The following is a 24,531-nucleotide window of genomic DNA, read 5'->3' as shown; positions in this document are numbered from 1 at the left end:
GCACAATCGGATGGCCCGCAGGCTGGCATATCCCGACACGCCCGAGGCATAATCGTGAAACTGGTTTCACCGAGACCCGAATCCTATGCCGCGCCCTGTTATCCGACCTGTGTCCGACCAGAAACCCGCAGAGAAGCTCACCATCCAGGACGTTGCCGACTATGCGGGTGTCTCCAAGGCAACCGTATCGCGCTACCTGAACCGGGGCGGCGAGCAGTTGTCCGCGGACGTCGAGGCGCGCGTCGCCGCGGCCATCCGCGCGCTCGGCTATAGCCCCAGCCCGATGGCGCAGGGGCTCAAGCGCGGCAAGTCGCGCCTGATCGGGCTGGTGGTTGCGGATGTCTCCAATTCGTTCTCGGTGGCCGTGCTGCGCGGCGTTGAGAAGGCCTGTCGCGACGCCGGCTATATGGTGATGCTGTTCAACCTCGGCAATGACGAGCAACTGGAGCGTGAGGCCATTCGCTCGCTGTCGGCGTACCGGGTCGAGGGTTTCATCCTGCACACGCTGGGCCACGATGCCGGCGCCCTGGCCGATGCGGCGCAATTGGGCAAGCCAGTGGTACTGGTCGACCGCAAGGTCGGTGATGCCGAAGTCGACCTGGTGGCCCTGGACAACCTGACCGCCGTACAGGAAGCCGCCGGCCACCTGGTCGAAGCCGGCTACCGGCACCTGCTGTTCATCAGCGAGCCGATCAAGGCCATCAGCTCGCGCAATGAGCGCGCGCGCGCGTTCCAGGCCTTTGTCGCCGAACACGCGGACACGGTTGGCGGGACCGTTTTTGAAGCCCAGCGGGGTGACGACGATGCCCTGGATGAAGCGCTCCGCGCGCTGCGCCGTGGCGCCGGACAGGCACCCGTTGCCGTGCTGGCGGCCAACGCGGTGATCTCGCTGCGCGTGGCCGCATCCGCCGCCAGACTGGGGTGGCAACTTGGCGCCGACCTGGGCCTGATCGGCTTCGATGATCCGGAATGGGCCGCATTGGTCGGCCCTGGCCTCAGCGCCATTTCCCAGCCCACCGACGATATCGGGCGCGTCGCCACCAACTGCCTGATCGAGCGCCTGCAAGGCGCGCAACTGCCGCCGCGCCGGGTGCTGTTGCCCGGCACCCTGGTCACGCGCGGATCCACCCGCCGCGCCTGATTGCAGAGCCCTTCCCCGCCGGCGTCCGCCGTGCCCGCCTGATCCACGCCTGCACCCGCTGCGCACGTCCAGCGGGTGCCTGACGTGCCTGTTTCCGCATCCGCCAAACGCGGTTTTTGCCCGTAAGGGTTTCCACTGCTGGATCTCTGAAACCGGTTTCCTATAATTCTGAAACCGGTTTCAAGACGGTGCTTGCCAAACGCTGCGACGCCAGCGACACATTCCATAACAGGAGACATTGATGAACGTCCAACGCTTGTTGCGCCGCGTAGCCGCGCCCGTGCTGACTCTGCTGGTCCTGACCAGCGCCGCTTTCACCGCCCAGGCGCAGACCGTCGCCGAGATCGTCAAGAAGGGCAAGGTCACCATCGGCGTGGTGACCGGCGCGCCGCCCTTCGGCACCACCGACGCCACCGGCAAACCCGCCGGCTATGACGTCGACGTAGCCAACCTGCTCGGCAAGTACCTGGGCGTTCCGGTCGATATCGTTCCCCTCACCTCGCCCAGCCGGATTCCGGCGCTGGAGGCCGGCAAGGTCGATTTCCTGGTCGCCACGCTGGCGCCGACGCCCGAGCGCGCGCGGGCCATCATGTTCAGCGCGCCCTACAGCGCGTTCGAGCTGACCATCTTTGCTCCCGTCGCTGCCAAGTACGCCAAGCTGACGGAACTCGGGAAGAAGAAGGTAGGCGTGACGCGCGGCACCACGCAGGACACCGCGCTGACCCGGCTGGCCGTGCCCGGCATGAACATCGTCCGCTTCGAGGACGATGCCACCTGCGCGCAGGCCCTGATCAGCAACCAGGTCGAAGCCATTGCCCTGCCCAATACCACCGGCAACGAGATCATGAAGGCGCGCGGCGCCGGCAAGTTCGACGCCAAGTTCGCATTCTCGGTGCAGCCCAATTCGATGGCCGTGCGCCGCGACGCCTTCGAGCTGCGCCAGTGGCTCAACACCACCATCTCCTACGTCAAGCTGAATGGCGAACTCGACGCCATTGCGCAGAAGTGGACCGGCAAGGCGCTGCCCGCGCTGCAAGCGTTCTGAACCAGGCCGTCTGAGGTTGCGCGCCGGCGCCAGCCGGCGTGCCAGGAGACCCGCATGAACTATCAATTCGAATGGACCCCGGTGCTGTCGCAGCTGGATCGCTTCGCGGAAGGCGCGGCGATGACGCTGGCGCTCAGCTTCGGCTCGATCCTGCTTGGTACCGTGGTCGGCACCGCCGGCGCCATTGCGGCCGCATTCGGCGGTCCGTGGCTGCAGCGTGCCACCCGGGCCTACGTCGAGGCGATCCGCAACACGCCCTTCCTGATCCAGCTCTTCATCATCTTCTTCGGCTTGCCAACCGTGGGCCTGCAGATCGATGCCGTCACCGCCGCGGTGATTGCCATGACCGTCAACCTCGGCGCCTACTCGACGGAAATCATCCGGGCCGGCCTGCAGGCGGTGCACCGCTCGCAGCTTGAAGCCGCCGCCGCGCTGGGCATGACACGCTGGCAGCTGATCCGCCACGTCGCGCTGGTGCCGGCCTTCGAGAAGGTCTATCCGGCCCTGACCAGCCAGTTCACGCTGATGATGCTGACGTCGAGCGTGGTGTCGACGATCTCGGTGGAAGAGCTGACGGCAGTTGCCAGCCATGTCGATTCGCAGACCTTCCGCACCTTCGAGAGCTACATCCTGGTCATGTTCGTCTATATCGGGCTGGCACTGCTGCTGCGCGCAATGTTCGGCCTGATCGGCAACGTGGTGTTCAAGCGGCGCCGCGTGGTGGCGCGCGCACGAAAGCTGGCCCGCACGGCCCGGATCGCGCCGCTGGCGCAAACGGAACTGACGGCAGCGGTTGCAGGGAGCGCGAAATGATCACCGAGTTCTCCTGGAATCATCTTGAAATCCTGCTGCTGGCGGCGCGCTGGACGCTGTGGGTGACTTTGCTTGCCTTCATCGGCGGTACGCTGGCCGGTTTCCTGGTGGCACTGGCGCGTACCTCCAGAAGCCCGCTGCTGCGCCTCGCCAGCACGGCCTATATCCAGGTCGTGCAAGGGACGCCGGTGCTGATCGTGCTGTTCCTGAGCTACTACGGACTCTCCGTGCTCGGGTTCAAGCTGTCGCCGATGGTCGCTGCCATGCTGGCGATGTCGATCTACGCCAGCGCCTACCTTGGCGAGATCTGGCGCGGCTGCATCGAGGCCGTGCCGCAAGGACAGTGGGAAGCCAGCGAAGCGCTCGCCCTCACCCGCTGGCAGCAGCTGCGCTACGTGGTGCTGCCACAGGCGGTGCGGCTGGCCTTGCCGCCCACGGTGGGGTTCTCGGTCCAGCTGGTCAAGAACACCTCGATCACTTCCATCATCGGCGTCATCGAACTGACCCGCGCCGGCCAGCTGATCAACAACGCGACCTTCCAGCCCTTCGCGGTCTTCGTCGTCGTCGCACTTATCTACTTCGCGCTCTGCTTCCCGCTGTCGGCGGCAGCCCGGCGCATGGAAAGGACGCTCCATGTCAATCGTTGAAGCACAAGGCGTGCACAAGTCGTATGGCGCCGTCGAAGTCCTGAAGGGCGTTTCGTTTGCGATCGAGCCGGGCCAGGTGGTCGCCATCATCGGCCGCAGCGGCTCCGGCAAGAGCACCATGCTGCGTTGCCTGAATGGCCTGGAGACGATCAACGCCGGCAATATCACCGTCGCCGGGCACAAGCTGGATCACGACCGGAAGCGCTTGCTCGACCTGCGCCGCGACGTGGGCATGGTGTTCCAGAGCTACAACCTGTTTCCGCACCTGACCGTGGGCCAGAACATCGCCCTGGCGCCATCCATCGTGAAGAAGCTCGCCGCAGGCAAGATCGACGGCATCGTCGACCAGGTGCTGACCCAGGTCGGCCTGCTCGACAAGAAGGACTGCTACCCCGAGCAACTATCGGGCGGCCAGCAGCAGCGCGTGGCCATCGCCCGTTCGCTGGCGATGGAGCCCAAGGTGATGCTGTTCGACGAGGTCACCTCCGCGCTCGACCCCGAGCTGACGGCGGAAGTGCTTCGGGTCATGGAGAACCTGGCCGCCTCCGGCATGACCATGGTGCTGGTCACGCACGAGATGGAGTTCGCGCGCCGCATGGCGCATACCACCATCTTCATGCACCAGGGCAAGGTCCACGAGGCGGGTCCGTCGAAGGCGCTGTTCGCGCAGCCGCAGACAGCGGAACTGCAGCAATTCCTCAGCGCGGGAGCACTGAAATGAGCCAGTGGCAAGCAGATGGTTCTTCGCGCCCGCCGGTGCTGATCTCGCTGACGGCCTATGGCGCCGACCTCGCCCTGCGCGACGGACAGGCTGCACTGGCACGGATTGCCGCGGCAGCCGGCGCGGACGGCGTGGAATTCCGCGGCGAACTCCAGCGCGGGCACAAGGATGAAGTCATTGAACAGCGCGAGGTCGCCCAGCAGCATGGACTGAGCGTGGTGTGGTCCAGCCCGGAAGGCCTGTGGAATGACGCAGGCAGCCTCGATGCTGCCGCGCTCGACCGCGCCTTCGCCACCGCGCTGGCGCTCCGTGCGACCCGGGTCAAGATGTCGCTTGGCGGCTATCGGGAAGGCATGGCGCTGGAAGCACTGCTTCCCTGGCTGCGGCACGATGGCATCGAACTCGTCGTGGAAAACGACCAGACCGCCCAAGCCGGCACCGTGCCGCCGCTGCGCGACTTCTTCGCGCGTACCAGCGCGCTCGGCCAGTCCGTGCCGATGACCTTCGACATGGGCAACTGGCACTGGACCGGCGAAGACCCGCTCGACGCCGCGCAGGTCTTCGGCGCCGGCGTCGGCTACGTGCACTGCAAAGGCGTGCAGCGCACGCCCGCCAAATGGATCGCGGTGCCGCTTGACCAGTCGGCCGCACCATGGCGCAGCGTCTTGCGCCGCCTGCCCACGCACGTTGCGCGTGCGATCGAATTCCCGCTGCAAGGCGAAGACCTGGTGCAGGTCACGCGCCATCATGTCGAAGTACTGCGTTCGGTGGAGATTCCCGCATGAGCACCGATCTTGATGTAGTCACGCTGGGCGAGGCGATGCTGATGCTGGTCGCCGGCGAAGCCGGGCCGCTCGAAACCGCGCAGACCTTCCACAAGCGCACCGCCGGTGCCGAGACCAATGTAGCCATCGGCCTGTCGCGCCTGGGCCTGAAGGTCGGATGGGCCAGCCGGCTGGGCGACGACTCGATGGCCCGCTACCTGCTCGGGGAAATGCAGCGCGAAGGCGTGGATTGCAGCCAGGTGGTGTGCGAGCCCGGTGAGCGCACCGGTTTCCAGTTCAAGGGCCGGGTCGACGACGGCAGCGATCCGCCCGTCGAATACCACCGCCGCGGCTCGGCGGCCAGCCGCATGAACCCGGAGCATCTGGACGGCAGGTGGCTGCGGCGCTCGCGGCATCTGCACGTCACCGGCGTGTTCCCCGCGCTGGCCGCAGGCACGCAGGCTGCCACACGCCAGGCCATCGCCACCATGCAGGCCGCCGGCCGCACGATCTCATTCGATCCCAACCTGCGGCCCACGCTGTGGGCCTCGCCCGAGCTGATGCGCGAGACGCTGAACGACCTCGCGCAACAGTGCAACTGGGTGCTGCCCGGCATCGAGGAAGGCCGCTTCCTCACCGGCCATGCCGAGCCGGAACGCATTGCCGCCTTCTACCGTGCGCGCGGCGCCAGGCTGGTGGTGGTGAAGCTTGGTGCCGACGGCGCCTACTTCGATGGCGAGGCCGGCACCGGCCATGTCGAGGCATTCAGCGTCGAGCGTGTCGTCGACACCGTTGGCGCCGGCGATGGCTTTGCCGTGGGCGTGATCAGCGCGCTGCTGGAAGGCAGGCCGGTGGGCGACGCCGTCCGGCGCGGCGCCTGGATCGGCGCGCGGGCTGTGCAGGTGCGGGGCGATACCGAAGGCCTGCCGACCCATGCCCAACTGGCGGCTGCCAGTTTGTGAAGCCAAAGCAAGGATTTCCCATGCGCAAGAAGGTACTGGTGTTCCGTCCGATTCCTGACGACCTGCTCGCCAGGATCGAGTCGGAGCATGACGTGATCGTGGCCGACCCGCGCCAGCCGGCACAACGGCCGGCCTTCCGCGCCGCGCTGGCAAACGCCCATGGCCTGATCGGCTCCAGCGTGAAGCTGGGCGCGGCGGAACTGGCCGAAGCGGGCCAGTTGGAGGTGATTTCGAGTATTTCGGTGGGCGTCGACAACTACGACCTCCCCTGCCTGCACCGGCGCGGCATCACCCTGTGCCATACGCCCGGCGTACTCACAGAGACCACCGCCGACACCGTCTTCGCGCTCATCATGGCCACGAGCCGCCGCCTGGTCGAACTGGCGGCCCATGTGAGCGAAGGCCGCTGGACCGCCAATATCGGCGAAAGCCTGTTCGGCTGGGACGTGCACGGCAAGACCCTGGCGATCCTGGGCTTCGGCCGCATCGGCCAGGCCGTGGCACGCCGCGCGGCGCTCGGCTTCGGCATGGAGGTGCTCTACGTCAACGAGACTGCCGCGGAGCCGTCCGACCTGGTGGGACGCGCCACCCGGATGGAGCTCGACGATGCGTTGCAGCGAGCCGATATTATCGCCGTCACGCTGCCCCTGACCGAAAGCACGCGCGGCCTGATGGGCCTGCGCGAGTTCGCGCTGATGAAGCCGGGCGCCATCTTCGTCAACGGCGCCCGCGGCCAGATCGTGCAGGAAGACGCGCTGCTCGCGGCGCTCGACAGCGGCCACCTGCGCGCGGCCGGGCTGGACGTCTTCGCCACCGAGCCGCTGCTTCAGGATTCACCGCTGCGCAGCCATCCCAGGGTGACAGCCCTGCCCCATATCGGCTCGGCCACGCATGAGACCCGGCGCGCCATGGCCGAACTCGCCACGCGCAACCTGCTGGACGCGCTCGCCGGGCGGCAGCCCGCCGCGCCCTTCGACCTGGCGGCCTTTGCCGTCCAGGCAGCCGCCTGATTTTCCCCGCAAGGACACCCCGCAATGCCCGGTTCCATTCCCACGCTGTGCGGCTCGATCATGGGCGAGCCCTTCACCTTCAATGTGCGCATCCACAATGCCGCCTACCGGGCGCTCGGGATCGACTACACCTTTGTATGCTTCGGGGTGCAGGACGTGCCCGGCGCCGTGCAATCGATCCGCGCGCTCGGCGTGCGCGGCATGAATGTCTCGATGCCGCACAAGCAGGCCGTGATCGCGCATCTCGACCATCTCGACGAGACCGCCCGCGCCATCGGCGCGGTCAACACCATCAACAATATCGATGGCGTGCTGACCGGCTACAACACCGATTGCATCGGCGCCGTCCGGGCGTTCCAGGAAGTGACTGAAGTGGCCGGCAGCCGCATTGCGCTGCTGGGCGCTGGCGGCGCGGCGCGGGCGATGGCCTATGGCCTGCGCGAGGCCGGCGCCAGCGTGACCGTGTTCAACCGCACCACGGCGCGCGGCGAGGAACTGGCCGCCTCACTTGGCCTGCGCTTTGGGGGCGGATTGACGGACTTCCGCGCGGCGGACTTCGACATGCTCGCCAACGCGACCGCCGCGGGCTTTCGCGCACCCGATGTCAACCCGGTCGCCGGACAGCTCGCGGCACACCTGATCGTCATGGACGCTGCCTTCATCCCGGTCAGGAGCAAGCTGATCCGGGATGCCGCCGCACTTGGCTGCCGCACCATCGACGGCACGCGCATGATGCTGCACCAGGCGTGCGCCCAGGTCGAGTTCTACACCGGCTGCGCACGCGCGCCGATCGATGCGATGGAGACCGCGCTGCTTGAGGAGATTGCCCGCCTGTCTTGAGCCCCCCTGCCGCCCTTGGCACTTCTGGATCGATGCGGACGCGCTGCCTCACTTGCGGAGGTTGGTCTTGGCCACCAGTGCCTTCATCACCGCGTTGTCTGCCGCGATCATCGCCTTGAAGGTCGCCGCGTCGGCATAGGCAATGCCCAGGTTCTGCCGGCGCAGCGCCGCCACGAAGACAGGATCCGCCACCGCCTTGCGGCTGGCGGCCGCAAGGGTTTCGAGCACTTCAGGTGGCGTGCCTTTGGGCGCGGCCAGCCCGCGCCATGTGCCGATCGAAAGGTCGATACCACGCTCACGCAGCGTCGGAACGCTCTCGAAACCCCTGACACGCTGCTCCGCCATCACCGCGAGCGTCTTCACTTTGCCTGCGGCCACATAGGCCGATACCTCGGCGGGACTGACGGCCACCGCGTCGATATGCCCGCCCATCAACGCCACCAGGGCCGGCGCCGCACCGGAGAACGGCACATGAGTGAACCTGACGTGCGCCTTGTCCTCCAGCGCCGTCGCCGCCAGGTGCCAGATCGAGCCCGGGCCGGAATTCCCCACCTGCACCTCCCCCGGGTGCGACTTGGCGAATTCCAGGAACGCCTCGATGGTGTTCCAGCGCGAGTCGGCCTTGACCGTGATCGCGGACGGATCGGCATTCAGGCGCGCGATCGGCACCAGCTCGGCGGCGTCGAGGGTGGTCGGCCCGAGATGCGGGACGATCACGGCTTCGGCGATGATGATGCCGAGCTTGTAGCCATCCGGCTTGGCGCGGGCCACATCCGTCATGCCGATGGCACCGCTGGCCCCTGGCTTGTTCACCACAGTCAGCGGCTGCGGCAGATACTTTCGCATGGCTTCGCTGAAAGCCCGCGCAACCGTGTCGGTACCACCGCCCGCCGCGCTCGGGACCACGAGTTCGACAGGATGATCCGGGTAGGGCGCCGCGCGCGTCTGGCCGACGACGGCAAGTGAGGCCAGCAGGGCGGCCATGTGAAACAGCTTGCGGGGCGATCGCATCTATGGCTCTCAATTCAGGGGGGGCGGAGAAGTTGATTCCGTGGGGGGAAGGCTCGGACACACGACGTGAAAGACTATCGCATCCCGGGTATGGGCTCTTGTCCGAGAGCGCGGATTTTGCCGAAACCGTTGGAAGGGACGGGTTGGTATGCATCGGGCCTACCGCGGCTTCGATCCGGCGCATGGGCGACAAGGTCAGCGCCAAACGCGCCATGATCGAAGCCGGTGTCCCCGGCGTTCCGGGCTCCGAGGGCGCACCGACAGATTCTACGCCAGCCCCCCCTGATGGAAGAGACCTGCGCGCTCGTCGACCGCACCGTCGAAGCCGGCGAGAGAGTGGGTTGCTTACCTCCGTGTCGGTTCAGTGCGGTGAACGCCGGAGAGCGCGGCGTGCCAGGCGCGCAGCTTGCCGACAGCGGTACGCTGGTTCGCTAACGGGCTGACTCCTTCCTTGCCGCACGCGTGCGAGCGGCCTTGCGGGCCGCTTCGGAGCGACCGGCAGCTCCCTTGGTGCTGGCGGCCTTCTTCGCGGCAGCCGAGCGATCGGTCGCCGTGCGCTTGCTTGCTGCGCTCTTGGCCTGGGCAGACAGCGCCTTGGGAGAAGCACCGGCGGTGCTCTCGCGCTTGAGTGCCTTGAGCGCAGCCTGGGACCGCTTGGCCGTGCTTTCTGAACTCGCCCGTCGCGGTGCGGCCTTGGCGGCAGCAGCCTTGGTTTCCGCCTTGGTCGCACCCTTCTTCGGCGGCACAACGACGCCAGCGCGGCGTGCCTCCGACAAACCGATCGCTATGGCCTGCTTGGCCGAGCGCACGCCGTGCTTACCTTTTCGCACGGCTTCGATCTCGTCGTGAACGAAATGGCCGGCCTGGGTGGTCGGCGACTTGCCTGCTCTCTTGTCTGCCCTGGCTTGGGCAATGCTCGATGCCCTTGGCATGGTCGTCTCCATGGCAGCCGCGGTCATCCGGCACGGGCCATGGCAGATGCAATGTCCGCGGCACTGTTCAGGGCCCGCCATCTGCCGGCGGGTTAAAAAATCCCTCGCAAATGTCGTTCCAGGCGTGCAACAGGCGCGCCACCGCCACTCATAGAGGCGACGGTTGTACTGCCGCGTGCGAAATCTGCACACCTTGGGCCAAATCTACCCTGCGAGACGCGGTCTACACCAGGCAACGCGGCGCCTGGAATTCGATTACGTCCTTGATGACATCGCGCATCTCCGTGATCAGCACGCGCGCGTCGTCGCGACGCCATTGCACGACATAGTGCAGCGGTTCCAGCGCGCCGCCCTTCTTCAGGATCTGCAACACCCCGCGCGCTTCCAGCGCTTCGGCCCACTGCTTTGGCATGAAGGCGAAACCCAGCCCCTCCGCCACCATGCCGACCACGGCGCCCCAGCTGTTGCACACCAGGCGACGGTTGACCGCCATGCCACGGGTGGCCAGCCACTGGTCGAGTACCCGGGTGCCGCCCGCGCCGACCGGCAGGGACAGCAGCAATTGCTCCGCCATCAGCCGCCGCGGATCGTCGGTGCCGGTCTGGTCGATAAAAGACTCGCTCGCGACCCAGACAAAATCGACCTGTGCGATCCGTTCCGACGCAAGGCTGCTGCGCGAAGACGGCCCGGCGATCACCGCGAGGTCGAGTTCGCCATCTTCCAGGCGCTGCTCCAGCACTTGACCGATATCGACGTAAGGCTCGAGCTGAAGCTCGGGGTGCCGGATGGCCGTCTGCCGTACCAGCCGGGGCAGCCAGGTCAGGCCGCTCAGTTCGCCCAGGCCCACGCGGCAACGGCCTTGCAGGCCACGGCTCTGCCCCGCTGACTGCTGCAACTCGGCGGCAACCCGCAGCAGTTCGCGGATACGCGGCAGCATCTGCTCGCCCTGCGCCGTCAGCTCGGCGCGGCGGCCGCTTCGGTCGAACAGCTGCACGCCGAGGGAGGTTTCGAGCTCGGCCACCCTTTTGGACAGCGAAGACACGGACAGGTGGCAGCGCTCGGCGGCTACCGAGAAGTTGAGGCAGGTCGCGGCCCAGTAGAAGGCTTCGAGTTGCTTGAGGGTCATGGAATCCGCGCCGCGGGCGGCGATTATCAGTTTCCTAAAAGCGAAATTATAGCTTCGTTATTTTTCGCTTTTATCGATTCCTTGCGGTTGCTAGATTGAAGCCTCGTCGTCGCCCTGCCCCCCTATATCGATCATGTCAGCTCTTCATGCCCCTGCTGCAGACAACGCCGCTGACCGCGCCACAAATGCCGTCAGCACCGCTTCCGCGCCGCGCGTGACGACCGCGACCGCAAGCGGCGCAGGCACCTTGCGCAGGCAAGTGCTTTCGCTAAACGACCTTGAACCGCTCGCCCGCCGCCGCCTGCCCCGGCCGCTGTACGCCTATGTCAGCGGTGCGGTGGAGGACAGCGTCTCGCTGGCGGAGAACCGCCGCGCCTTCGCCAAGATCGCGCTGCGGCCGCGCGTGCTTGCCGGCGTGGCCACGCGCGAACTCGGCTTCGAGCTGTTCGGCCGGCGCTATGCCGCCCCGTTCGGCATTGCGCCCATGGGTATTGCCGCGCTGTTCGCTTACCGCGGCGATATCGTGCTGGCGCAGGCCGCGCAGCAGGCCGGGGTGCCGGCGATCATGAGCGGTTCATCGCTGATCCGGCTGGAAGAAGTGATGGCAGCCGCGCCCGGCACCTGGTTCCAGGCCTACCTGCCCGGCGACATGGCGCAGATCGACGGGCTGTTGTCGCGCGTCGAGGCGGCAGGCGTCGGGACGCTGGTGATCACCGTCGATACGCCCGTTGCGGGCAATCGCGAGAACAACGTGCGCGCTGGCTTCTCGACGCCGCTGCGCCCGAGCGCAAGCCTGGCATGGCAAGGCATCACCCACCCGCGCTGGCTGCTCGGCACCTTTGCGCGCACGCTGCTGCGGCACGGCATGCCGCATTTCGAGAACGCCTATGCGCACCGCGGCGCGCCCATCCTGTCGTCGCGCGTGCTGCGCGACTTCTCCGACCGCGCACATTTCACCTGGACGCACCTCGAAGGCATCCGCCGGCGCTGGAAAGGCACGCTGGTGGTCAAGGGCATCCTGACCGCGGAAGACGCGCTGCTGGCGCGCCGCCACGGCGTGGACGGGATCATCGTCTCGAACCATGGCGGCCGGCAACTGGACGGCGCCATCGCGCCGCTGCGCGTCCTGCCCGAGATCGTTCACGCCGTGCCCGATCTGCCGGTGATACTCGACAGCGGCGTACGCCGCGGCACCGACGTGATCAAGGCGCTCGCGCTCGGCGCGCGTTGCGTCTTTGTCGGACGGCCGTTCGCCTATGCGGCGACGGTCGGGTCCACCCCCGGCGTGGCGCACGCCATCGACTTGTTGCAGGCCGAGATCTCGCGCGATATGGCGATGCTCGGCCTGCCCCGGCTGGCAGACATCGGCCCTGCCTGCATCCGTCCTGCCGCTTCACTACCCCACATGCCCCCTCACCCGGAGACTTATCGATGAGCACGCTTCACGGCTTCCGCATCCACCCCAAGCCGGCGCCGACCGTCAGCAACGCGCTGCTGGAACGCTACGGCAGCTTCCCGGTGGCCAATGTCAGCGACGCAATGAGCCGCACCGTCGGCACCACGCGGCTGCGGCCCCATCACCGGCGCGATGGCGTCATGGCCGGCCGCGCCCTCACCGTGCGCACGCGCCCGGGCGACAACCTGATGGTGCACAAGGCCCTCGACCTCTGCGGACCCGGCGATGTGATCGTCGTCGATGCCGGCGGCGCCGGTCCCAATGCCATCATCGGCGAGATCATGCTGGCGCTGGCGATCGCGCGCGGCGCAGCGGGCTTCGTCATCGACGGCCTGATCCGCGACAGCGATACGATCGGCAAGGAGACGTTGCCCGTCTATGCGCGCGGGGTCTCGCACCGCGGTCCTTACAAGGACGGTCCCGGCGAATTGCATGTACCCGTCTGCATCGACGGCATGGTGGTGCGCCCCGGTGACCTGGTGCTGGGCGACGGCGACGGCCTGCTGGTCGTTGCGGCCGAGGATGCCGAGGAAATCGCCGCGCGCGTGGAGAACGTACAACGCACCGAAGCAGCGGTGCTCGAGTCGATCGCGCAAGGTCGCGCCGATCGGAGCTGGGTCGAGCGCACGCTGCGCGAAAAGGGGGTGGCCGTATGAACGCGCCCGTCCTGCCGATGCCTGCCGCCGGCACGGTGGTCCGTTTCGACCACTGGCTGGACGCGGCCTTTGACCGCATCATTACGGCCACGCCAGGCCTGACGCTGCATACCTGCGCCCGCGAAGGCGCCGACGCGGCCGCCTGGGACCGGCTGTCCGGCGCTCATGTCTACCAGATCTCGGCCGCCAAGGACGAGATCCCGCGCCGCTGGTTCGCCGACGCCGCGCTGCTGGCGCGCTGCCCGAACCTGCTGGCGGTGTCGTCCAGCGGCTCCGGCTGCGACACCATCGACATCGATGCCTGCACCGAGGCCGGCGTCGCGGTGCTCAACCAAGCCGGCGGCAACGCCGACTCGGTGGCGGAGATGACGCTGGGCCTGATGCTCGCGGTACTGCGCCGCATCGCCGAATCCGACCGCAGCCTGCGCGCGCACAACTGCGAGAGCCGTGAGGACCTGATGGGCCACGAACTGCGCGGCCGCACGCTCGGCCTGGTCGGCGTGGGCCACGCCGGCCGCCGCGTCGCCGCACTCGGCCGCGCCTTCGGCATGCGCGTGATCGGGTGCGACCCGGCGCTGGATGCAGCGGAGCTGGCCGCGCGCGGCGCACAGGCGGTGTCGCTCGAGGAATTGCTGCGCAGTGCCGACGTGGTCTCGCTGCATTGCCCGCGCGACGCCACCACGCTGCGCATGATGGATGGCGCCGCCTTTGCCGCGATGCGGCCGGGCAGCATCTTCGTCAGCACCGCGCGCGGCGGCATCCACGATGAGGGCGCGCTGCATGCGGCGCTGGCCAGCGGCCATCTTGCCGGCGCCGGTCTGGACGTGTGGGAACAGGAGCCGCCACCACGCTCCCACCCCTTGCTCGCGCTGGACAACGTCGTCGCCACCTTCCACACCGCTGGCGTTACTCACGAGGCACGACGCAGGAACGCCGAACTGGCCGCCACTCAAATCGTCACGCTGCTGGCCAGTGGCGAGCGGCCCGAGCGGCTGGTCAACCCCGAAGTCTGGCCGCGTGCGCAACAGCGCATCGCGGCAGCGTTGCAGGCTGCCGCCGTGTCATCGGTCACACCTTAGCCCGCAATTCCGCGGACTATTCTTTACACATAACACGCTGGCATACCAGACCGGCGAGGAGACACCAACCATGCACCCGACCCAAGACCAATGGCGCCGGCGCTTTCCCCTTCGCCTGGTCGGCGCGCTCGCACTGGCGTGCGGCCTCGCCGCCACGGCCGGCGCCAGGGCAGAGGCGCCCTATCCCAACCGCCCTATCCAGATGATCGTGGCCTACGGTCCCGGGGGCGGGACGGACCTGGTGGCACGCCTGCTGGCCCGCCACCTCGAGAAGCAACTCGGCGGCGCCACGGTGGTGGTACAGAACAAGCCCGGCGCGGGCGGCGCCATCGGCTTCGCTGAACTGGCACGGTCCGCGCCGGACGGCTACACCATCGGCTTTATCAATACGCCGAACCTGCTAACCATTCCCATCGAGCGCAAGACCACCTTCACCTGGCGCAGCTTCGACCTGATCGGCAACCTGGTCGACGATCCGGGCGGCTTCACGGTACACAACGGCAATCGCATTGACTCGCTGGCCGCGCTGGTGCGCCATGCCAAGGCGCATCCGGGAGAGGTGTCAGTCGGCACCACCGGCGTCGGCTCGGACGACCACCTTGCCATGCTGCTGTTCGAGAAGGCCGCGGGCGTCAAGCTAACCCATGTCGGCTACAAGGGCGCAGGCGACGTCCGCGCGGCGCTGGTCGGGCAGCAGCTCACCATCGGAGCCATCAACGTGGGCGAAGCGCTGCAGTACCAGAAAGGCGGCTCGCCGATCAAGTTCATCGGCCAGATGGGCGCAACACGGGCAGCACTGGCCCCGAACGTGCCCACCTTCCGCGAACAGGGCTTCGACATCGAGCTGGCTTCGCTGCGCGGCCTGGCGGCGCCCAAGGGCCTGCCTGAGCCGGTAAGGAAGAAGCTGGTGGATGCCATGGCGCGTGTGGTCGCCGATCCGCAGTTCCGCCAGCAGGCCGAGGCGATGTATGCGCCGCTGCGCTACCTCGCGCCAGCGGCCTACAGCGCGGAGCTGGAGCGCGGCGAGGCGGGCTTCCAGAAACTGTGGAAGGAGATGCCGTGGCAGGAAAACTGAGCGTGCTGGCGGCTATCGGTTAGTGCTCTTTGCAGGCTTGCGCCCGGCATCCTTGCGTGGCCTCAGCGAGGCGTCATCTGCTGGCAATGCGGGGATCGCCGGATACTGATCGAAGGTCTGCTTGACGAGCTGCCGCAACCAGACGATCGCGGGATCGTGGTGAAAGCGCGGGTGCCAGTACTGGCTCAACGCGAACGGTGGCAAGGCAACCGGCGGTTTCACCACGCGCACCACGCCATATCGGCTGAAGACGTTGGCGAGCTCCTCGGGCACGGTGGCGATCAGGTCCGGCTCCCGGTCCATCAGCAGCGGCACGCTCAGGAAGTGGGGTGTGTAGACATAGACGCGCCGCTTCAGTCCGTGGCTCTCAAATGCGGCGTCATAGGCCGGGCTCGAGCGCCCCGCCAGGCTGACCGCAATGTGCGGCATGGTCTCAAACTGCTCGACAGTCAGCGTGTCGCCAACCGTCTTGTTGCGGCTGCTGACGATGGTCACGAATCCATGCATGAACAGCTGCTGCTGGAACAACGCCTCGGGTGCGGTACGCACTGAGCCGAGCACCAGATCCGCCTCGCCCGAGGCGAGCAGCGCCTCGATCTGCGGCATCGGTACCTGCAAGGTGCGCAGCGAGCAGCGCGGCGCGATGGCGCGCAGGCGCTGCATCAGCGGCGGGAGGAATACAAGCTCGCCCATGTCCGTCATGCATAGCGTGAACGTGCGCTGCATGGTCGCCGGGTCGAAGCTCGACTGCGGCAGCACGCGCGTCTGCATGGTCGTCATGACGTCGAGGATCGGCCCGGCCAGGCCCTCGGCCTTGGTCGTCGGCGTCATCCCGTGCGCGGTCTTGACAAACAGCGGGTCATCGAAATAGCTGCGCAGCCGGTTCAGCGCATGGCTCATCGCGCTTTGCGTCAGGCCTAGCTGCTCGGCCGCACGCGTCACATTGCGCTCGCGGAGCATGGCGTCGAACACGGCAAGCAGGTTGTAGTCGAACGGAGCGTTATGCACGGCGTACATCCTTACTATGTTATGCATGCGATTGACGCATAGTGAGCCCCTGCCTAATCTCCTGTCAAGGCGGCCCCAGAGAGGCCGAAAATCGATACAGGAGACAGAGGATGTTTGTCAGGAACACCTGGTATGTGGCGGGCTGGGACAAGGAAGTCGGGGCCAGCGACTTGTTCAGCCGGACCATCATCGGCATCCCGGTGCTGATGTATCGGGCCGAAGACGGAACGCTGGTGGCGATAGAAGACCGCTGCTGCCACCGCGGTGCGCCGCTGTCGGTGGGTCGGCGCGAAGGCGACTGCGTGCGCTGCATGTACCACGGGCTCAAGTTCGATCCAACCGGCCAATGCATCGAAGCGCCGGCGCAGCAGCGGATCCCGCCGCAAGCGCGCGTGCGGACCTTCCCCGTGGTCGAGCGCAATAGCTGGATCTGGATCTGGATGGGTGACGCGGAAGCGGCTGATCCGGCGCTGATCCCTGACACCCACTGGTTGGACGACCCGGCGTGGCGCAGCCTCGATGGCTACATCCACTACGACGTCAACTACCTGTTGATCGCAGACAACCTGCTGGACTTCTCGCACTTGCCGTTCGTGCATCCCACCACGCTTGGGGGCAGCGAGGACTACGCGGGCGTGCAGCCGACGGTCGAGCGTCTCGAAGATGGCGTGCGCATTACCCGCTGGACCATCGATACCGAGGCCCCGCCATTTGCGAAGCAGGTCAAGGACTGGCCGGGAAAGGTCGACCGCTGGAACATCTACAACTTCACGCTGCCGGCAATCCTGCTGATGGACTCCGGCATGGCGCCGACCGGGACCGGGGCACAGGAAGGCAGGCGCATCGACGCCGCGGAATTTCGCGGCTGCCAGGCACTGACGCCGGAAACCGAGAACTCCACGCACTACTTCTTTGCCCATCCGCATAACTTCGCGATCGACCAGCCGGAGGTCACCCGGTCCATCCACCAGGCCGTAGTGGCCGCGTTCGACGAGGACCGCGACATCATCACCGCGCAGCAGCGCTCGCTGGCACTCGCGCCCGACTTCAAGATGATACCGTTCTCCATCGACGCGGCCCTGTCCCAGTTCCGCTGGGTGGTCGCGCGCCGGCTGGAAGAAGAAGCCGCCCAGCGTGGGCGGGTGCGGCAACTAAAGGAGGCATGACGTGATGGAACTGGTTGTCACCGGATTGCGCACGGAAGCGGAGGGCGTGCTGGGCGTTGAGTTGCGCTGCCCGTCGCGTGCAGCGCTGCCAGGCTTTGATCCCGGCGCACACGTTGACGTGGCGCTTCCCAACGGCCTGACGAGGCAGTACTCGATTGCCAGTTCGGCTGCCGATATCGGACGCTATTGCCTTGGCATCGGCCTGGCGCCGGCATCCCGCGGCGGATCGCGCTATGCACATGAGCAACTGCGAGTGGGCGATCGCCTGCAGGTCGGCACGCCGCGATCGTTGTTTCGCCTGGAAACGTCCGCGCCAGGGCATCTGTTTATTGCCGGCGGTATCGGCATCACACCGATCCTCAGCATGATCCGCTGGTGCGTCGAGCATGGACGCGAGTGGCGCCTGTTGTACTGCGTACGCTCGCGCGGCGGCGCCGCCTACCTCGATCGGCTTGCGTCCCATGCCGATCGCGTTGTCGTGCATGCCGATGACGAGCATCGCGGCGAACGGGTCGACCTGGGCGCTGCGCTGCGTGAGATGCCTGCCGGCTGGCACGTGTACTGTTGCGGCCCGGGACCGATGATGAACGCCGTGTCGGATTGTGGCCGGGCGGCCGGGATCGAGTCCGGCGCCGTACACTTCGAACGCTTCGGCGCCGATGCCGACCGGAGCGACAAGCCAGACCGCGCGTTCGAAGTCAGCTTGCTGCGGCATGGCGGGCGTTTCACCATCCCCGCCGGTGACAGCATCCTGTCCGTGCTGGAAGCGAATGGCCTGTGCCTGCCCTCAGCGTGTCGCGAAGGCCTGTGCCGGAGTTGCGAAGTTCCGCTCCTTGCCGGCGCCGCGGACCATCGCGACTATGTACTGAGCGAGGACGAGCGGGCCGCGAACCGGTCCATCCTGATCTGTGTTTCCCGGGCGCAAGGCGCAGAGCTGGTGCTGGATCTCTGACGACTGGGAGACCGCGGAAGAAAAAACGACCCGCTCGAAGGCGGGTCGCAAGGTCCAGGAGACCACGGAAGCAAAACCTCAGAACGACCGCGGCATCCCCAGGATGTGCTCGCCGACGTAGGAAAGAATCAGGTTGGTCGAAATCGGCGCCACCTGGTAGAGCCGGGTCTCGCGGAACTTGCGCTCGACGTCGTACTCCGCCGCGAAGCCAAAGCCGCCGTGATACTGCAGGCAGGCGTTAGCCGCTTCCCACGACGCGTCCGCGGCCAGCAGCTTCGCCATATTGGCTTCGGCGCCGCAGGGCTGGTGCGCGTCGAACAGCTTCGCCGCCTTGAACCGCATCAGGTTGGCCGCTTCCACGTTGACGAAGGCCCTGGCAATAGGAAACTGCACGCCCTGGTTCTGGCCAATCGGCCGGCCGAAGACGACGCGCTCGTTGACGTACTTGGTCACCTTGTCGATAAACCAGTAGCCGTCGCCGATGCATTCGGCGGCAATCAGCGTGCGCTCGGCGTTGAGGCCGTCGAGGATGTACTTGAAACCCTTGCCCTCCTCGCCGATCAGGTTCTCCGCCGGGATTTCCAGGTTGTCGAAGAACAGCTCATTGGTCTCATGGTTGACCATGTTGATGATGGGCTGGACCGTCAGGCCCTTGCCGATGGCCTCGCGCAGATCGACCAGGAAGATCGACATGCCTTCCGACTTCTTCTTGCACTCGGCAAGCGGCGTGGTGCGGGCCAGCAGGATCATCAGGTCCGAATGCTGGACGCGCGAGATCCACACCTTCTGGCCGTTGACGACATACTTGTCGCCCTTGCGCGCGGCGGTAGTCTTGATCTTGGTCGTGTCGGTGCCCGTGGTCGGCTCGGTCACGGCCATCGATTGCAGGCGCAGTTCGCCGCTGGCGATCTTGGGCAGGTACAGCTTCTTCTGCTCGGCCGAGCCATGGCGCAGTAGCGTGCCCATGTTGTACATCTGGCCGTGGCAGGCGCCCGAATTGCCGCCGGCACGGTTGATTTCCTCCATGATGACGGACGCCTGGGTCAGGCCCAGGCCCGAGCCGCCGTACTCCTCCGGGATCAGCGCGGCCAGCCAGCCGGCCTGGGTCAGCGCGCTAACGAATTCCTCGGGATAGCCCCGTACTTCGTCAACCTTTCGGAAGTATTCCGATGAGAACTGGCCGCACAGATCGCGCACGGCCTCACGGATTTCCTGGTATTCATCGATTCTGTTCTGCACAGCCTGGTCTCCAGCAACTTTGGGGTTAGTTCAGTTCAGTTCAGCGGTCGCGCTCATCGCGAGGGCGCCATCTTCATGGCGGACCCACAGCTCGACGGTCTTGCCGTCCTCGCTGCGCTTGCCGCAGACGAAAATGCGCTGGGGCACGAAGGTCGGCCGCACGCCCCGGAACGAGAAGGTCTTGACCACTGCGTCCGGCAGGTTCGTGCGCACCAGTTCCAGCATCAGCAGTGCCAGCAGCGGGCCGTGGACGATCAGGTCCGGATAGTGCTCGATCGCGGTCACGTACTGCTTGTCGTAATGGATGCGATGGCCGTTGAAGGTCAGCGCGGAGAAGCGGAACAGCAGGACGGGATCGGTCGCCACCTCGTGCACCCATTCTTCGCCCGTCGGCGCCCGCACCGCTTCCGGTGCGGGCGCGTTCGGCGATGCGCTCTCGCGGTAGACGATGTCGTGCTCTTCGGTAACCGCCAGTCCATTGCCGCCGTAGTACTTGTGCTCGACCGTCACAAAGGCGAGCGATCCGCTACGTCCGCTCTTGGCGCTGACATCGAGGATGCGCGACACCTTCGAGGCGGCATCGCCGATGCGCAGCGGCTGGTGGAACCACAGGCGGCCGCCGGCCCACATGCGGCGCGGCAGCGGCACCGGCGGCAGGAAGCCGCCGCGGCTGGCATGGCCATCGGCACCAATCTCGGATTGCCGGTGCAGCGGCAGGAAATAGAGCCAGTGCCAGAGCGGCGCAATGGCATCGCCGCGAACGGGTGCCCGCTGATCGTAGTCCAGGGTCGCTGCGAGCGCCTTGACGGGATATGCCGTGATCTCGTCCTGGCTTTCCGCCGTCCTGCCAATCCATTCCGTCAGCTTCACAACGTCCATCACATCTCTCTAGTCTTGATTGCCTGGCTTCCACTATGCACGCTGCCGCCGCAGCTTCCAATTCGAAAGTTCGGAACGAGCCATTCGCTTGGACGGAAAGCACGTACCCTTCCGGAATGAGGTCAGATGGCGCCTTCCGTGCGCAGCCGCGACACGTCGTCGCCGGTGTAGCCGAGCTCGCGCAGGATGTGCTCGCTGTGCTCACCCAGCGCCGGGATGGCGTCCATGCGCGGCTCGAACGCATTCGGCATGCCGGGCGGCAGCAATGCCGGGATCACGCCCACGGGAGAGCGGACCGATGTCCAGCGCTCGCGTGCCTTGAGTTGCGGGTGGTTCCAGACCTCGCGCATATCGTTCATGCGGGCGTTAGCGATCTGGGCACGCTCCAGCCGCTCGACCACCTGGTCGATGTCCAGCGCGGCGAAGGCGTCGGTGATGATCTGCGTCAACTCGACGCGGCTCCTGGCGCGCAGGGAGTTGGTGACGAAGCGCTCGTCGCTCGTCAGCTCCGGCCGTTCCAGCACAACCCGGCAGAAGGCCTCCCACTCGCGCTCATTCTGCAGGCCGAGAATGATGGTCTTGCCATCGCCTGCTGTGAACGGGCCATAGGGGAAGATGGTCGCGTGCGAGGCGCCCGCGCGCGGCGGCGGCGTGGCGCCGTCGAAGGCGTAGTAGAGCGGATAGCTCATCCACTCAACCATGCTTTCCAGCATCGAGACATCGATATGGGCACCCTTGCCCGTCTTGCCGCGCTGCAGCAGCGCCGCCAGGATATTGGTGTAGGCGTACATGCCGGCGGCGATATCCGCGATCGAGCAGCCTGCCTTGGATGGGCTTTCCGGGGTGCCCGTGATCGAGACGAAGCCGGACTCCGCCTGGATCAGCAGGTCGTAGGCCTTCTTGTCCCGATACGGGCCGTCGTTGCCATAGCCAGAGATGTCGCAGACAACGATGCCGGGATAGCGCTGGGACAGCGCTTCATATGACAGCCCAAGCCGGTCGGCGGCGCCCGGCGCCAGGTTCTGCACCAGCACGTCCGCCTTGTCCAGGATCTTCTGCAGGATGGCGGGGGCCTCGTGGTGCTTCAGGTCCAGCGCCAGGCTTTCCTTCGAACGGTTGGTCCAGGCAAAGTGCGAGGACATGCCGTCCACTCTTTCGTCATAGCCGCGGGCAAAGTCGCCGACCTTGGGCCGCTCGATCTTGATCACGCGCGCGCCCAGGTCCGCGAGCTGGCGGGTGCAGAATGGCGCAGCGATTGCATGCTCCAGGGAAACCACGGTAATGCCATCGAGGGGACGCATAGCAGCCTTTTCGGGGGGGGAGGATTGCGTTCGAACTGCCTTGGCGGCAACGAACGACTGAGATTCAGTTGGCGATGCAATTCGCCTCTGAGCAAGTCTCGCAGCGACGCTGGCTTGGGTAAATCTCGTTTTCTCGAAGCAGCCGTTCGTCTGCGCCGAAAACACCGAAGACCTGCCGGTTTGCGACAAATTTGACGCCTTGGTAAAGTTCAGCAGAAGGAGCACATATGCATTTCGACTTTGCCGACCTGAGGCTGTTTGCACGCATCGCCGAGGAGGAAAACCTGTCGCGCGGGGCGCGCAAGGCATTTCTGTCGCCCGCCGCAGCCAGCGCGCGGCTCAAGGCGCTGGAGGACCAGCTAGGCACCCGCCTCTTCTATCGCGAGAGCAAGGGCCTGGCCCTGACCCCGGCCGGCGAGCGCCTGCTGCGGCATACCCGGGTGATCGAGCGCCAGTTCGAGCATGTCAAAAGCGAGTTCGAGGAATACGCCAAGGACTCGGTCGGTCATATCCGCATCTTTGCGAACACCACCGCCGTGACGGAGTTCATGCCAGAGGTGCTGGCGCGCTTTATGTCAGAGCGCCCCGCCGTCACCGTCGACCTGCAGGAACGCCTGACGCGGGACATCATCCGCGGCGTGCTGGACGGCAGCGCGGACCTTGGCATCATCTCCGGACCGCTGAACTCGGAAGGGCTGGAGGTCATCCATTTCAGTACGGACAAGCTGGTTCTGGCCACACCGCTCGGCCATCCGCTGACGCAGAAGCCGAACCTCGCTTTTGAAGACACGCTCGACTATGAGCATGTCAGCCTGCATGAAGGCAGCACCCTGCACGCCTTTCTTACCGAGCTGGTCCGCGACCAGCGGCGCAAGCTGCAGATCCGCATCCAGATCCGCAGCTTTGAAGCCATGTGCCGGATGATCGAGGCTGGCGTCGGCATTGGCGTGGTGCCGTTATCGGCCGCGTTGCGCCACCGGCAGACGATGAAGATCGAGATCATCGAGTTGCACGAACCGTGGGCGCTGCGGGAGCGTGCGGTGATCGTGCGGGAACTGGAAGGCCTGCCCGGCTGCGCGAAGGCGCTGATCGACGAACTGATCGAGGTGGCACAGGCAGCGGGCGGGAGCCCTGACAACGCACTGTCATAACGCGTTCCCCCCCCTCTCCCATAAATGGGAGAGGGGAGAAAACAAGCGGCCCCCGCCACAGGCTTCGGTAAAACACAATCAGCGGATCATGAACGGATTACCCGTAGCCGCTCCCGTATTGATCCACACACTCTTGGTCTGCAGGTACGACTCGATGGCAGCGATGCCGTTTTCACGGCCGAGGCCCGAGTCCTTGTACCCGCCGAACGGCGACATAAAGCTGACCGCGCGATAGGTATTGACCCAGACCGTGCCCGCCTGGATCTTCTCCGACATGCGGAAGGCACGACCGATGTCGGATGTCCAGACCCCCGCTCCAAGCCCATAACAACTGTCATTGGCAATCGCGATGGCGTCGGCTTCGTCCCTGAACTTCAGGATGGACAGCACCGGCCCGAACACCTCCTCCTGCGCGATGCGCATCTTCGGCGAGACCCTGGCAAAGATGGTCGGCTCGACAAACCATCCGTCGCCGCAGGACGCCGGCTTGCCGCCGAGCAGCAGCTCCGCCCCTTCGTCCTGCGCGATCTGGATATACGACAGCACCTTTTCGTATTGCGCGGGCGTGGTGATGGGCCCCACCTGCGTGGAGGCATTCATCGGGTTGCCGAGCTTTGCCGTGCTGGCCAGCGCCAGCAGCTTCTCGACAAAGATATCGTGAATGTCTTCCTGCAGCAGCAGCCGCGAACCGGCGATACAGGTCTGGCCGCTGGCGGCGAAGATGCCGGAGACGGCGCCGTTGACGGCGTCATCCAGGTTGGCATCGTTGAAGACGATGTTCGGCGACTTGCCGCCGAGCTCCAGGCTCACGTGCTTGAACTGCGCCGCACACTGCTGGTTGATCACGCGTCCGGTGGCGTCCGATCCGGTGAAGGTCACCTTCTTGACCAGCGGATGCGTCACCAGCGGCGAGCCCACCTCGACGCCAAACCCGGTCACGACGTTGAAGACGCCCGCGGGAAAGCCGGCTTCCTCGAACAGCAGCGCAAGCTCGAGCGCAGACACCGAAGTGAACTCCGACGGCTTCACCACCACGGTACATCCCGCCGCGAGAGCCGGCGCGATCTTCCACGCCAGCAGCATCAGCGGTGAGTTCCACGGCGTGATGGCCGCCACCACGCCCAGCCGCTCGCGCCGCGTGTAGTTGAAATAGCCCTTCTTGTCGAGCGGAATGACCGTGCCTTCGATCTTGTCGGCCAGCCCGCCGAAGTAATAGAACCACTGCGGCAGGTACTTGAGCTGGGCGCCCATCTCCGCCAGCAGCTTGCCGTTGTCCTGCACTTCGAACTCGGCCAGCCGCTCCGCGTCCCGGGCGATCAGGTCGCCGAGCTTGCGCAGCAAGGCGCCACGCTGCGTCGCCGTCATCTCCGACCACGGCCCCGAGCGGAACGCCTGATCGGCCGCCTGCACGGCGCGATCGATATCTGCTGCGGTGCCGCGGGCCACTTCGGCCCAGGTCTTGCCGGTAAAGGGATTCTGGGTTTCAAACCAGCGACCGTCGCTCGCATTGACGAAGGTGCCGTCGATGAACATTTGATACTGCTTCATGGCGCGATG

At 66.2% G+C, this 24,531-nt stretch carries 24 protein-coding genes and 1 pseudogene; 17 read left to right on the top strand and 8 right to left on the bottom strand.

Annotated elements, in window-relative coordinates; all coding sequences use genetic code 11:
* Positions 1-85: 85 nt before the first annotated feature.
* The 9 genes from AC1Q7H_RS17920 to AC1Q7H_RS17880 all read left to right on the top strand — a co-directional run bounded on the left by AC1Q7H_RS17920 (position 86) and on the right by AC1Q7H_RS17880 (position 7,943).
* Positions 86-1,141, top strand: a complete 1,056-nt coding sequence (locus AC1Q7H_RS17920; RefSeq protein WP_211981813.1) for a LacI family DNA-binding transcriptional regulator — start codon at positions 86-88, stop codon at positions 1,139-1,141.
* 241 nt (positions 1,142-1,382) lie between these two features.
* Positions 1,383-2,186 carry a transporter substrate-binding domain-containing protein gene (locus tag AC1Q7H_RS17915; protein WP_211981815.1) on the top strand — a complete coding sequence of 268 codons (804 nt, stop codon included), beginning with the start codon at positions 1,383-1,385 and terminating at the stop codon, positions 2,184-2,186.
* Between the two features lie 54 nt (positions 2,187-2,240).
* On the top strand, positions 2,241-2,999 hold the full coding sequence (locus AC1Q7H_RS17910; RefSeq protein WP_211981817.1) for an amino acid ABC transporter permease: 759 nt from the start codon (positions 2,241-2,243) through the stop codon (positions 2,997-2,999).
* Complete coding sequence (locus AC1Q7H_RS17905) at positions 2,996-3,646, top strand: amino acid ABC transporter permease (protein ID WP_211981819.1); 651 nt, start codon at positions 2,996-2,998, stop codon at positions 3,644-3,646. Before AC1Q7H_RS17910 ends, AC1Q7H_RS17905 begins: the two co-directional genes overlap by 4 nt.
* Positions 3,633-4,367 carry an amino acid ABC transporter ATP-binding protein gene (locus AC1Q7H_RS17900; protein ID WP_211981821.1) on the top strand — a complete coding sequence of 245 codons (735 nt, stop codon included), beginning with the start codon at positions 3,633-3,635 and terminating at the stop codon, positions 4,365-4,367. The genes AC1Q7H_RS17905 and AC1Q7H_RS17900 overlap by 14 nt, the downstream gene beginning before the upstream one ends.
* A complete protein-coding gene (locus AC1Q7H_RS17895) occupies positions 4,364-5,152 on the top strand; it encodes a sugar phosphate isomerase/epimerase family protein (RefSeq protein WP_211981823.1) in 789 nt (262 codons plus the stop codon). The genes AC1Q7H_RS17900 and AC1Q7H_RS17895 overlap by 4 nt, the downstream gene beginning before the upstream one ends.
* Positions 5,149-6,093: a sugar kinase gene (locus AC1Q7H_RS17890; RefSeq protein ID WP_492381517.1), complete on the top strand. Its 945-nt coding sequence runs from the start codon at positions 5,149-5,151 to the stop codon at positions 6,091-6,093. Before AC1Q7H_RS17895 ends, AC1Q7H_RS17890 begins: the two co-directional genes overlap by 4 nt.
* Positions 6,094-6,113: 20 nt before the next feature.
* The gene (locus AC1Q7H_RS17885; RefSeq protein ID WP_492381516.1) at positions 6,114-7,103 is read left to right on the top strand and encodes a 2-hydroxyacid dehydrogenase; all 990 of its coding nucleotides are present in this window, start codon (positions 6,114-6,116) and stop codon (positions 7,101-7,103) included.
* Between the two features lie 24 nt (positions 7,104-7,127).
* Entirely contained in the window at positions 7,128-7,943 is an 816-nt protein-coding gene (locus AC1Q7H_RS17880) for a shikimate dehydrogenase family protein (protein WP_211981830.1), read from the top strand.
* 48 nt (positions 7,944-7,991) lie between these two features.
* Here AC1Q7H_RS17880 and AC1Q7H_RS17875 read toward each other — a convergent pair whose 3' ends face one another.
* Positions 7,992-8,954: a Bug family tripartite tricarboxylate transporter substrate binding protein gene (locus AC1Q7H_RS17875; protein ID WP_211981832.1), complete on the bottom strand. Its 963-nt coding sequence runs from the start codon at positions 8,952-8,954 to the stop codon at positions 7,992-7,994.
* Between the two features lie 80 nt (positions 8,955-9,034).
* Here AC1Q7H_RS17875 and AC1Q7H_RS17870 point away from each other — a divergent pair.
* Positions 9,035-9,220 (top strand): annotated as a pseudogene (locus tag AC1Q7H_RS17870) (biotin carboxylase N-terminal domain-containing protein); the annotation flags it as partial.
* Between the two features lie 165 nt (positions 9,221-9,385).
* On the opposite strand, the gene AC1Q7H_RS17865 reads toward AC1Q7H_RS17870, so the two are convergent.
* A complete protein-coding gene (locus AC1Q7H_RS17865) occupies positions 9,386-9,886 on the bottom strand; it encodes a DUF6496 domain-containing protein (RefSeq protein ID WP_211982200.1) in 501 nt (166 codons plus the stop codon).
* 223 nt (positions 9,887-10,109) lie between these two features.
* Complete coding sequence (locus AC1Q7H_RS17860; RefSeq protein ID WP_013953402.1) at positions 10,110-11,012, bottom strand: LysR family transcriptional regulator; 903 nt, start codon at positions 11,010-11,012, stop codon at positions 10,110-10,112.
* Positions 11,013-11,145: 133 nt separating this feature from the next.
* Between AC1Q7H_RS17860 and AC1Q7H_RS17855 the strand changes: the two genes are divergently transcribed.
* The 4 genes from AC1Q7H_RS17855 (at position 11,146) to AC1Q7H_RS17840 (ending at position 15,278) form a co-directional block, all read left to right on the top strand.
* Positions 11,146-12,447, top strand: coding sequence for an alpha-hydroxy acid oxidase (locus AC1Q7H_RS17855; protein WP_492378088.1), 1,302 nt, complete (start codon positions 11,146-11,148; stop codon positions 12,445-12,447).
* Positions 12,444-13,124 carry an RraA family protein gene (locus AC1Q7H_RS17850; protein ID WP_211981836.1) on the top strand — a complete coding sequence of 227 codons (681 nt, stop codon included), beginning with the start codon at positions 12,444-12,446 and terminating at the stop codon, positions 13,122-13,124. Before AC1Q7H_RS17855 ends, AC1Q7H_RS17850 begins: the two co-directional genes overlap by 4 nt.
* The gene (locus tag AC1Q7H_RS17845) at positions 13,121-14,203 is read left to right on the top strand and encodes a hydroxyacid dehydrogenase (RefSeq protein WP_249221305.1); all 1,083 of its coding nucleotides are present in this window, start codon (positions 13,121-13,123) and stop codon (positions 14,201-14,203) included. Before AC1Q7H_RS17850 ends, AC1Q7H_RS17845 begins: the two co-directional genes overlap by 4 nt.
* Before the next feature lie 70 nt (positions 14,204-14,273).
* The gene (locus tag AC1Q7H_RS17840) at positions 14,274-15,278 is read left to right on the top strand and encodes a tripartite tricarboxylate transporter substrate binding protein (RefSeq protein ID WP_153953407.1); all 1,005 of its coding nucleotides are present in this window, start codon (positions 14,274-14,276) and stop codon (positions 15,276-15,278) included.
* Between the two features lie 12 nt (positions 15,279-15,290).
* On the opposite strand, the gene AC1Q7H_RS17835 is transcribed toward AC1Q7H_RS17840, so the two are convergent.
* Complete coding sequence (locus AC1Q7H_RS17835; protein WP_249221306.1) at positions 15,291-16,295, bottom strand: LysR family transcriptional regulator; 1,005 nt, start codon at positions 16,293-16,295, stop codon at positions 15,291-15,293.
* A gap of 101 nt (positions 16,296-16,396) precedes the next feature.
* Between AC1Q7H_RS17835 and AC1Q7H_RS17830 the strand changes: the two genes are divergently transcribed.
* Together AC1Q7H_RS17830 and AC1Q7H_RS17825 are read left to right on the top strand one after the other, a co-directional pair.
* A complete protein-coding gene (locus AC1Q7H_RS17830; protein WP_013953408.1) occupies positions 16,397-17,452 on the top strand; it encodes an aromatic ring-hydroxylating dioxygenase subunit alpha in 1,056 nt (351 codons plus the stop codon).
* A 4-nt stretch (positions 17,453-17,456) separates the two neighbouring features.
* The gene (locus AC1Q7H_RS17825) at positions 17,457-18,404 is read left to right on the top strand and encodes a PDR/VanB family oxidoreductase (RefSeq protein ID WP_492381535.1); all 948 of its coding nucleotides are present in this window, start codon (positions 17,457-17,459) and stop codon (positions 18,402-18,404) included.
* A gap of 78 nt (positions 18,405-18,482) precedes the next feature.
* On the opposite strand, the gene AC1Q7H_RS17820 is transcribed toward AC1Q7H_RS17825, so the two are convergent.
* The 3 genes from AC1Q7H_RS17820 to AC1Q7H_RS17810 all read right to left on the bottom strand — a co-directional run bounded on the left by AC1Q7H_RS17820 (position 18,483) and on the right by AC1Q7H_RS17810 (position 21,823).
* Positions 18,483-19,643: an acyl-CoA dehydrogenase family protein gene (locus AC1Q7H_RS17820; protein ID WP_013953410.1), complete on the bottom strand. Its 1,161-nt coding sequence runs from the start codon at positions 19,641-19,643 to the stop codon at positions 18,483-18,485.
* Positions 19,644-19,673: 30 nt separating this feature from the next.
* Complete coding sequence (locus tag AC1Q7H_RS17815) at positions 19,674-20,522, bottom strand: HTD2 family dehydratase (RefSeq protein ID WP_492381515.1); 849 nt, start codon at positions 20,520-20,522, stop codon at positions 19,674-19,676.
* A gap of 122 nt (positions 20,523-20,644) precedes the next feature.
* On the bottom strand, positions 20,645-21,823 hold the full coding sequence (locus AC1Q7H_RS17810; protein ID WP_492381514.1) for a CaiB/BaiF CoA transferase family protein: 1,179 nt from the start codon (positions 21,821-21,823) through the stop codon (positions 20,645-20,647).
* Between the two features lie 227 nt (positions 21,824-22,050).
* Between AC1Q7H_RS17810 and AC1Q7H_RS17805 the strand changes: the two genes are divergently transcribed.
* Positions 22,051-22,974 carry a LysR family transcriptional regulator gene (locus AC1Q7H_RS17805; RefSeq protein WP_211981844.1) on the top strand — a complete coding sequence of 308 codons (924 nt, stop codon included), beginning with the start codon at positions 22,051-22,053 and terminating at the stop codon, positions 22,972-22,974.
* Positions 22,975-23,052: 78 nt separating this feature from the next.
* On the opposite strand, the gene AC1Q7H_RS17800 is transcribed toward AC1Q7H_RS17805, so the two are convergent.
* On the bottom strand, positions 23,053-24,522 hold the full coding sequence (locus AC1Q7H_RS17800) for an aldehyde dehydrogenase (protein ID WP_211981847.1): 1,470 nt from the start codon (positions 24,520-24,522) through the stop codon (positions 23,053-23,055).
* Positions 24,523-24,531: the final 9 nt, after the last annotated feature.

This window comes from Cupriavidus sp. GW823-FHT06D04, from assembly GCF_058795055.1.
The sequence above is the reverse complement of the archived record's forward strand: the minus strand, read 5'-3'. Positions and strand labels throughout refer to the sequence as shown.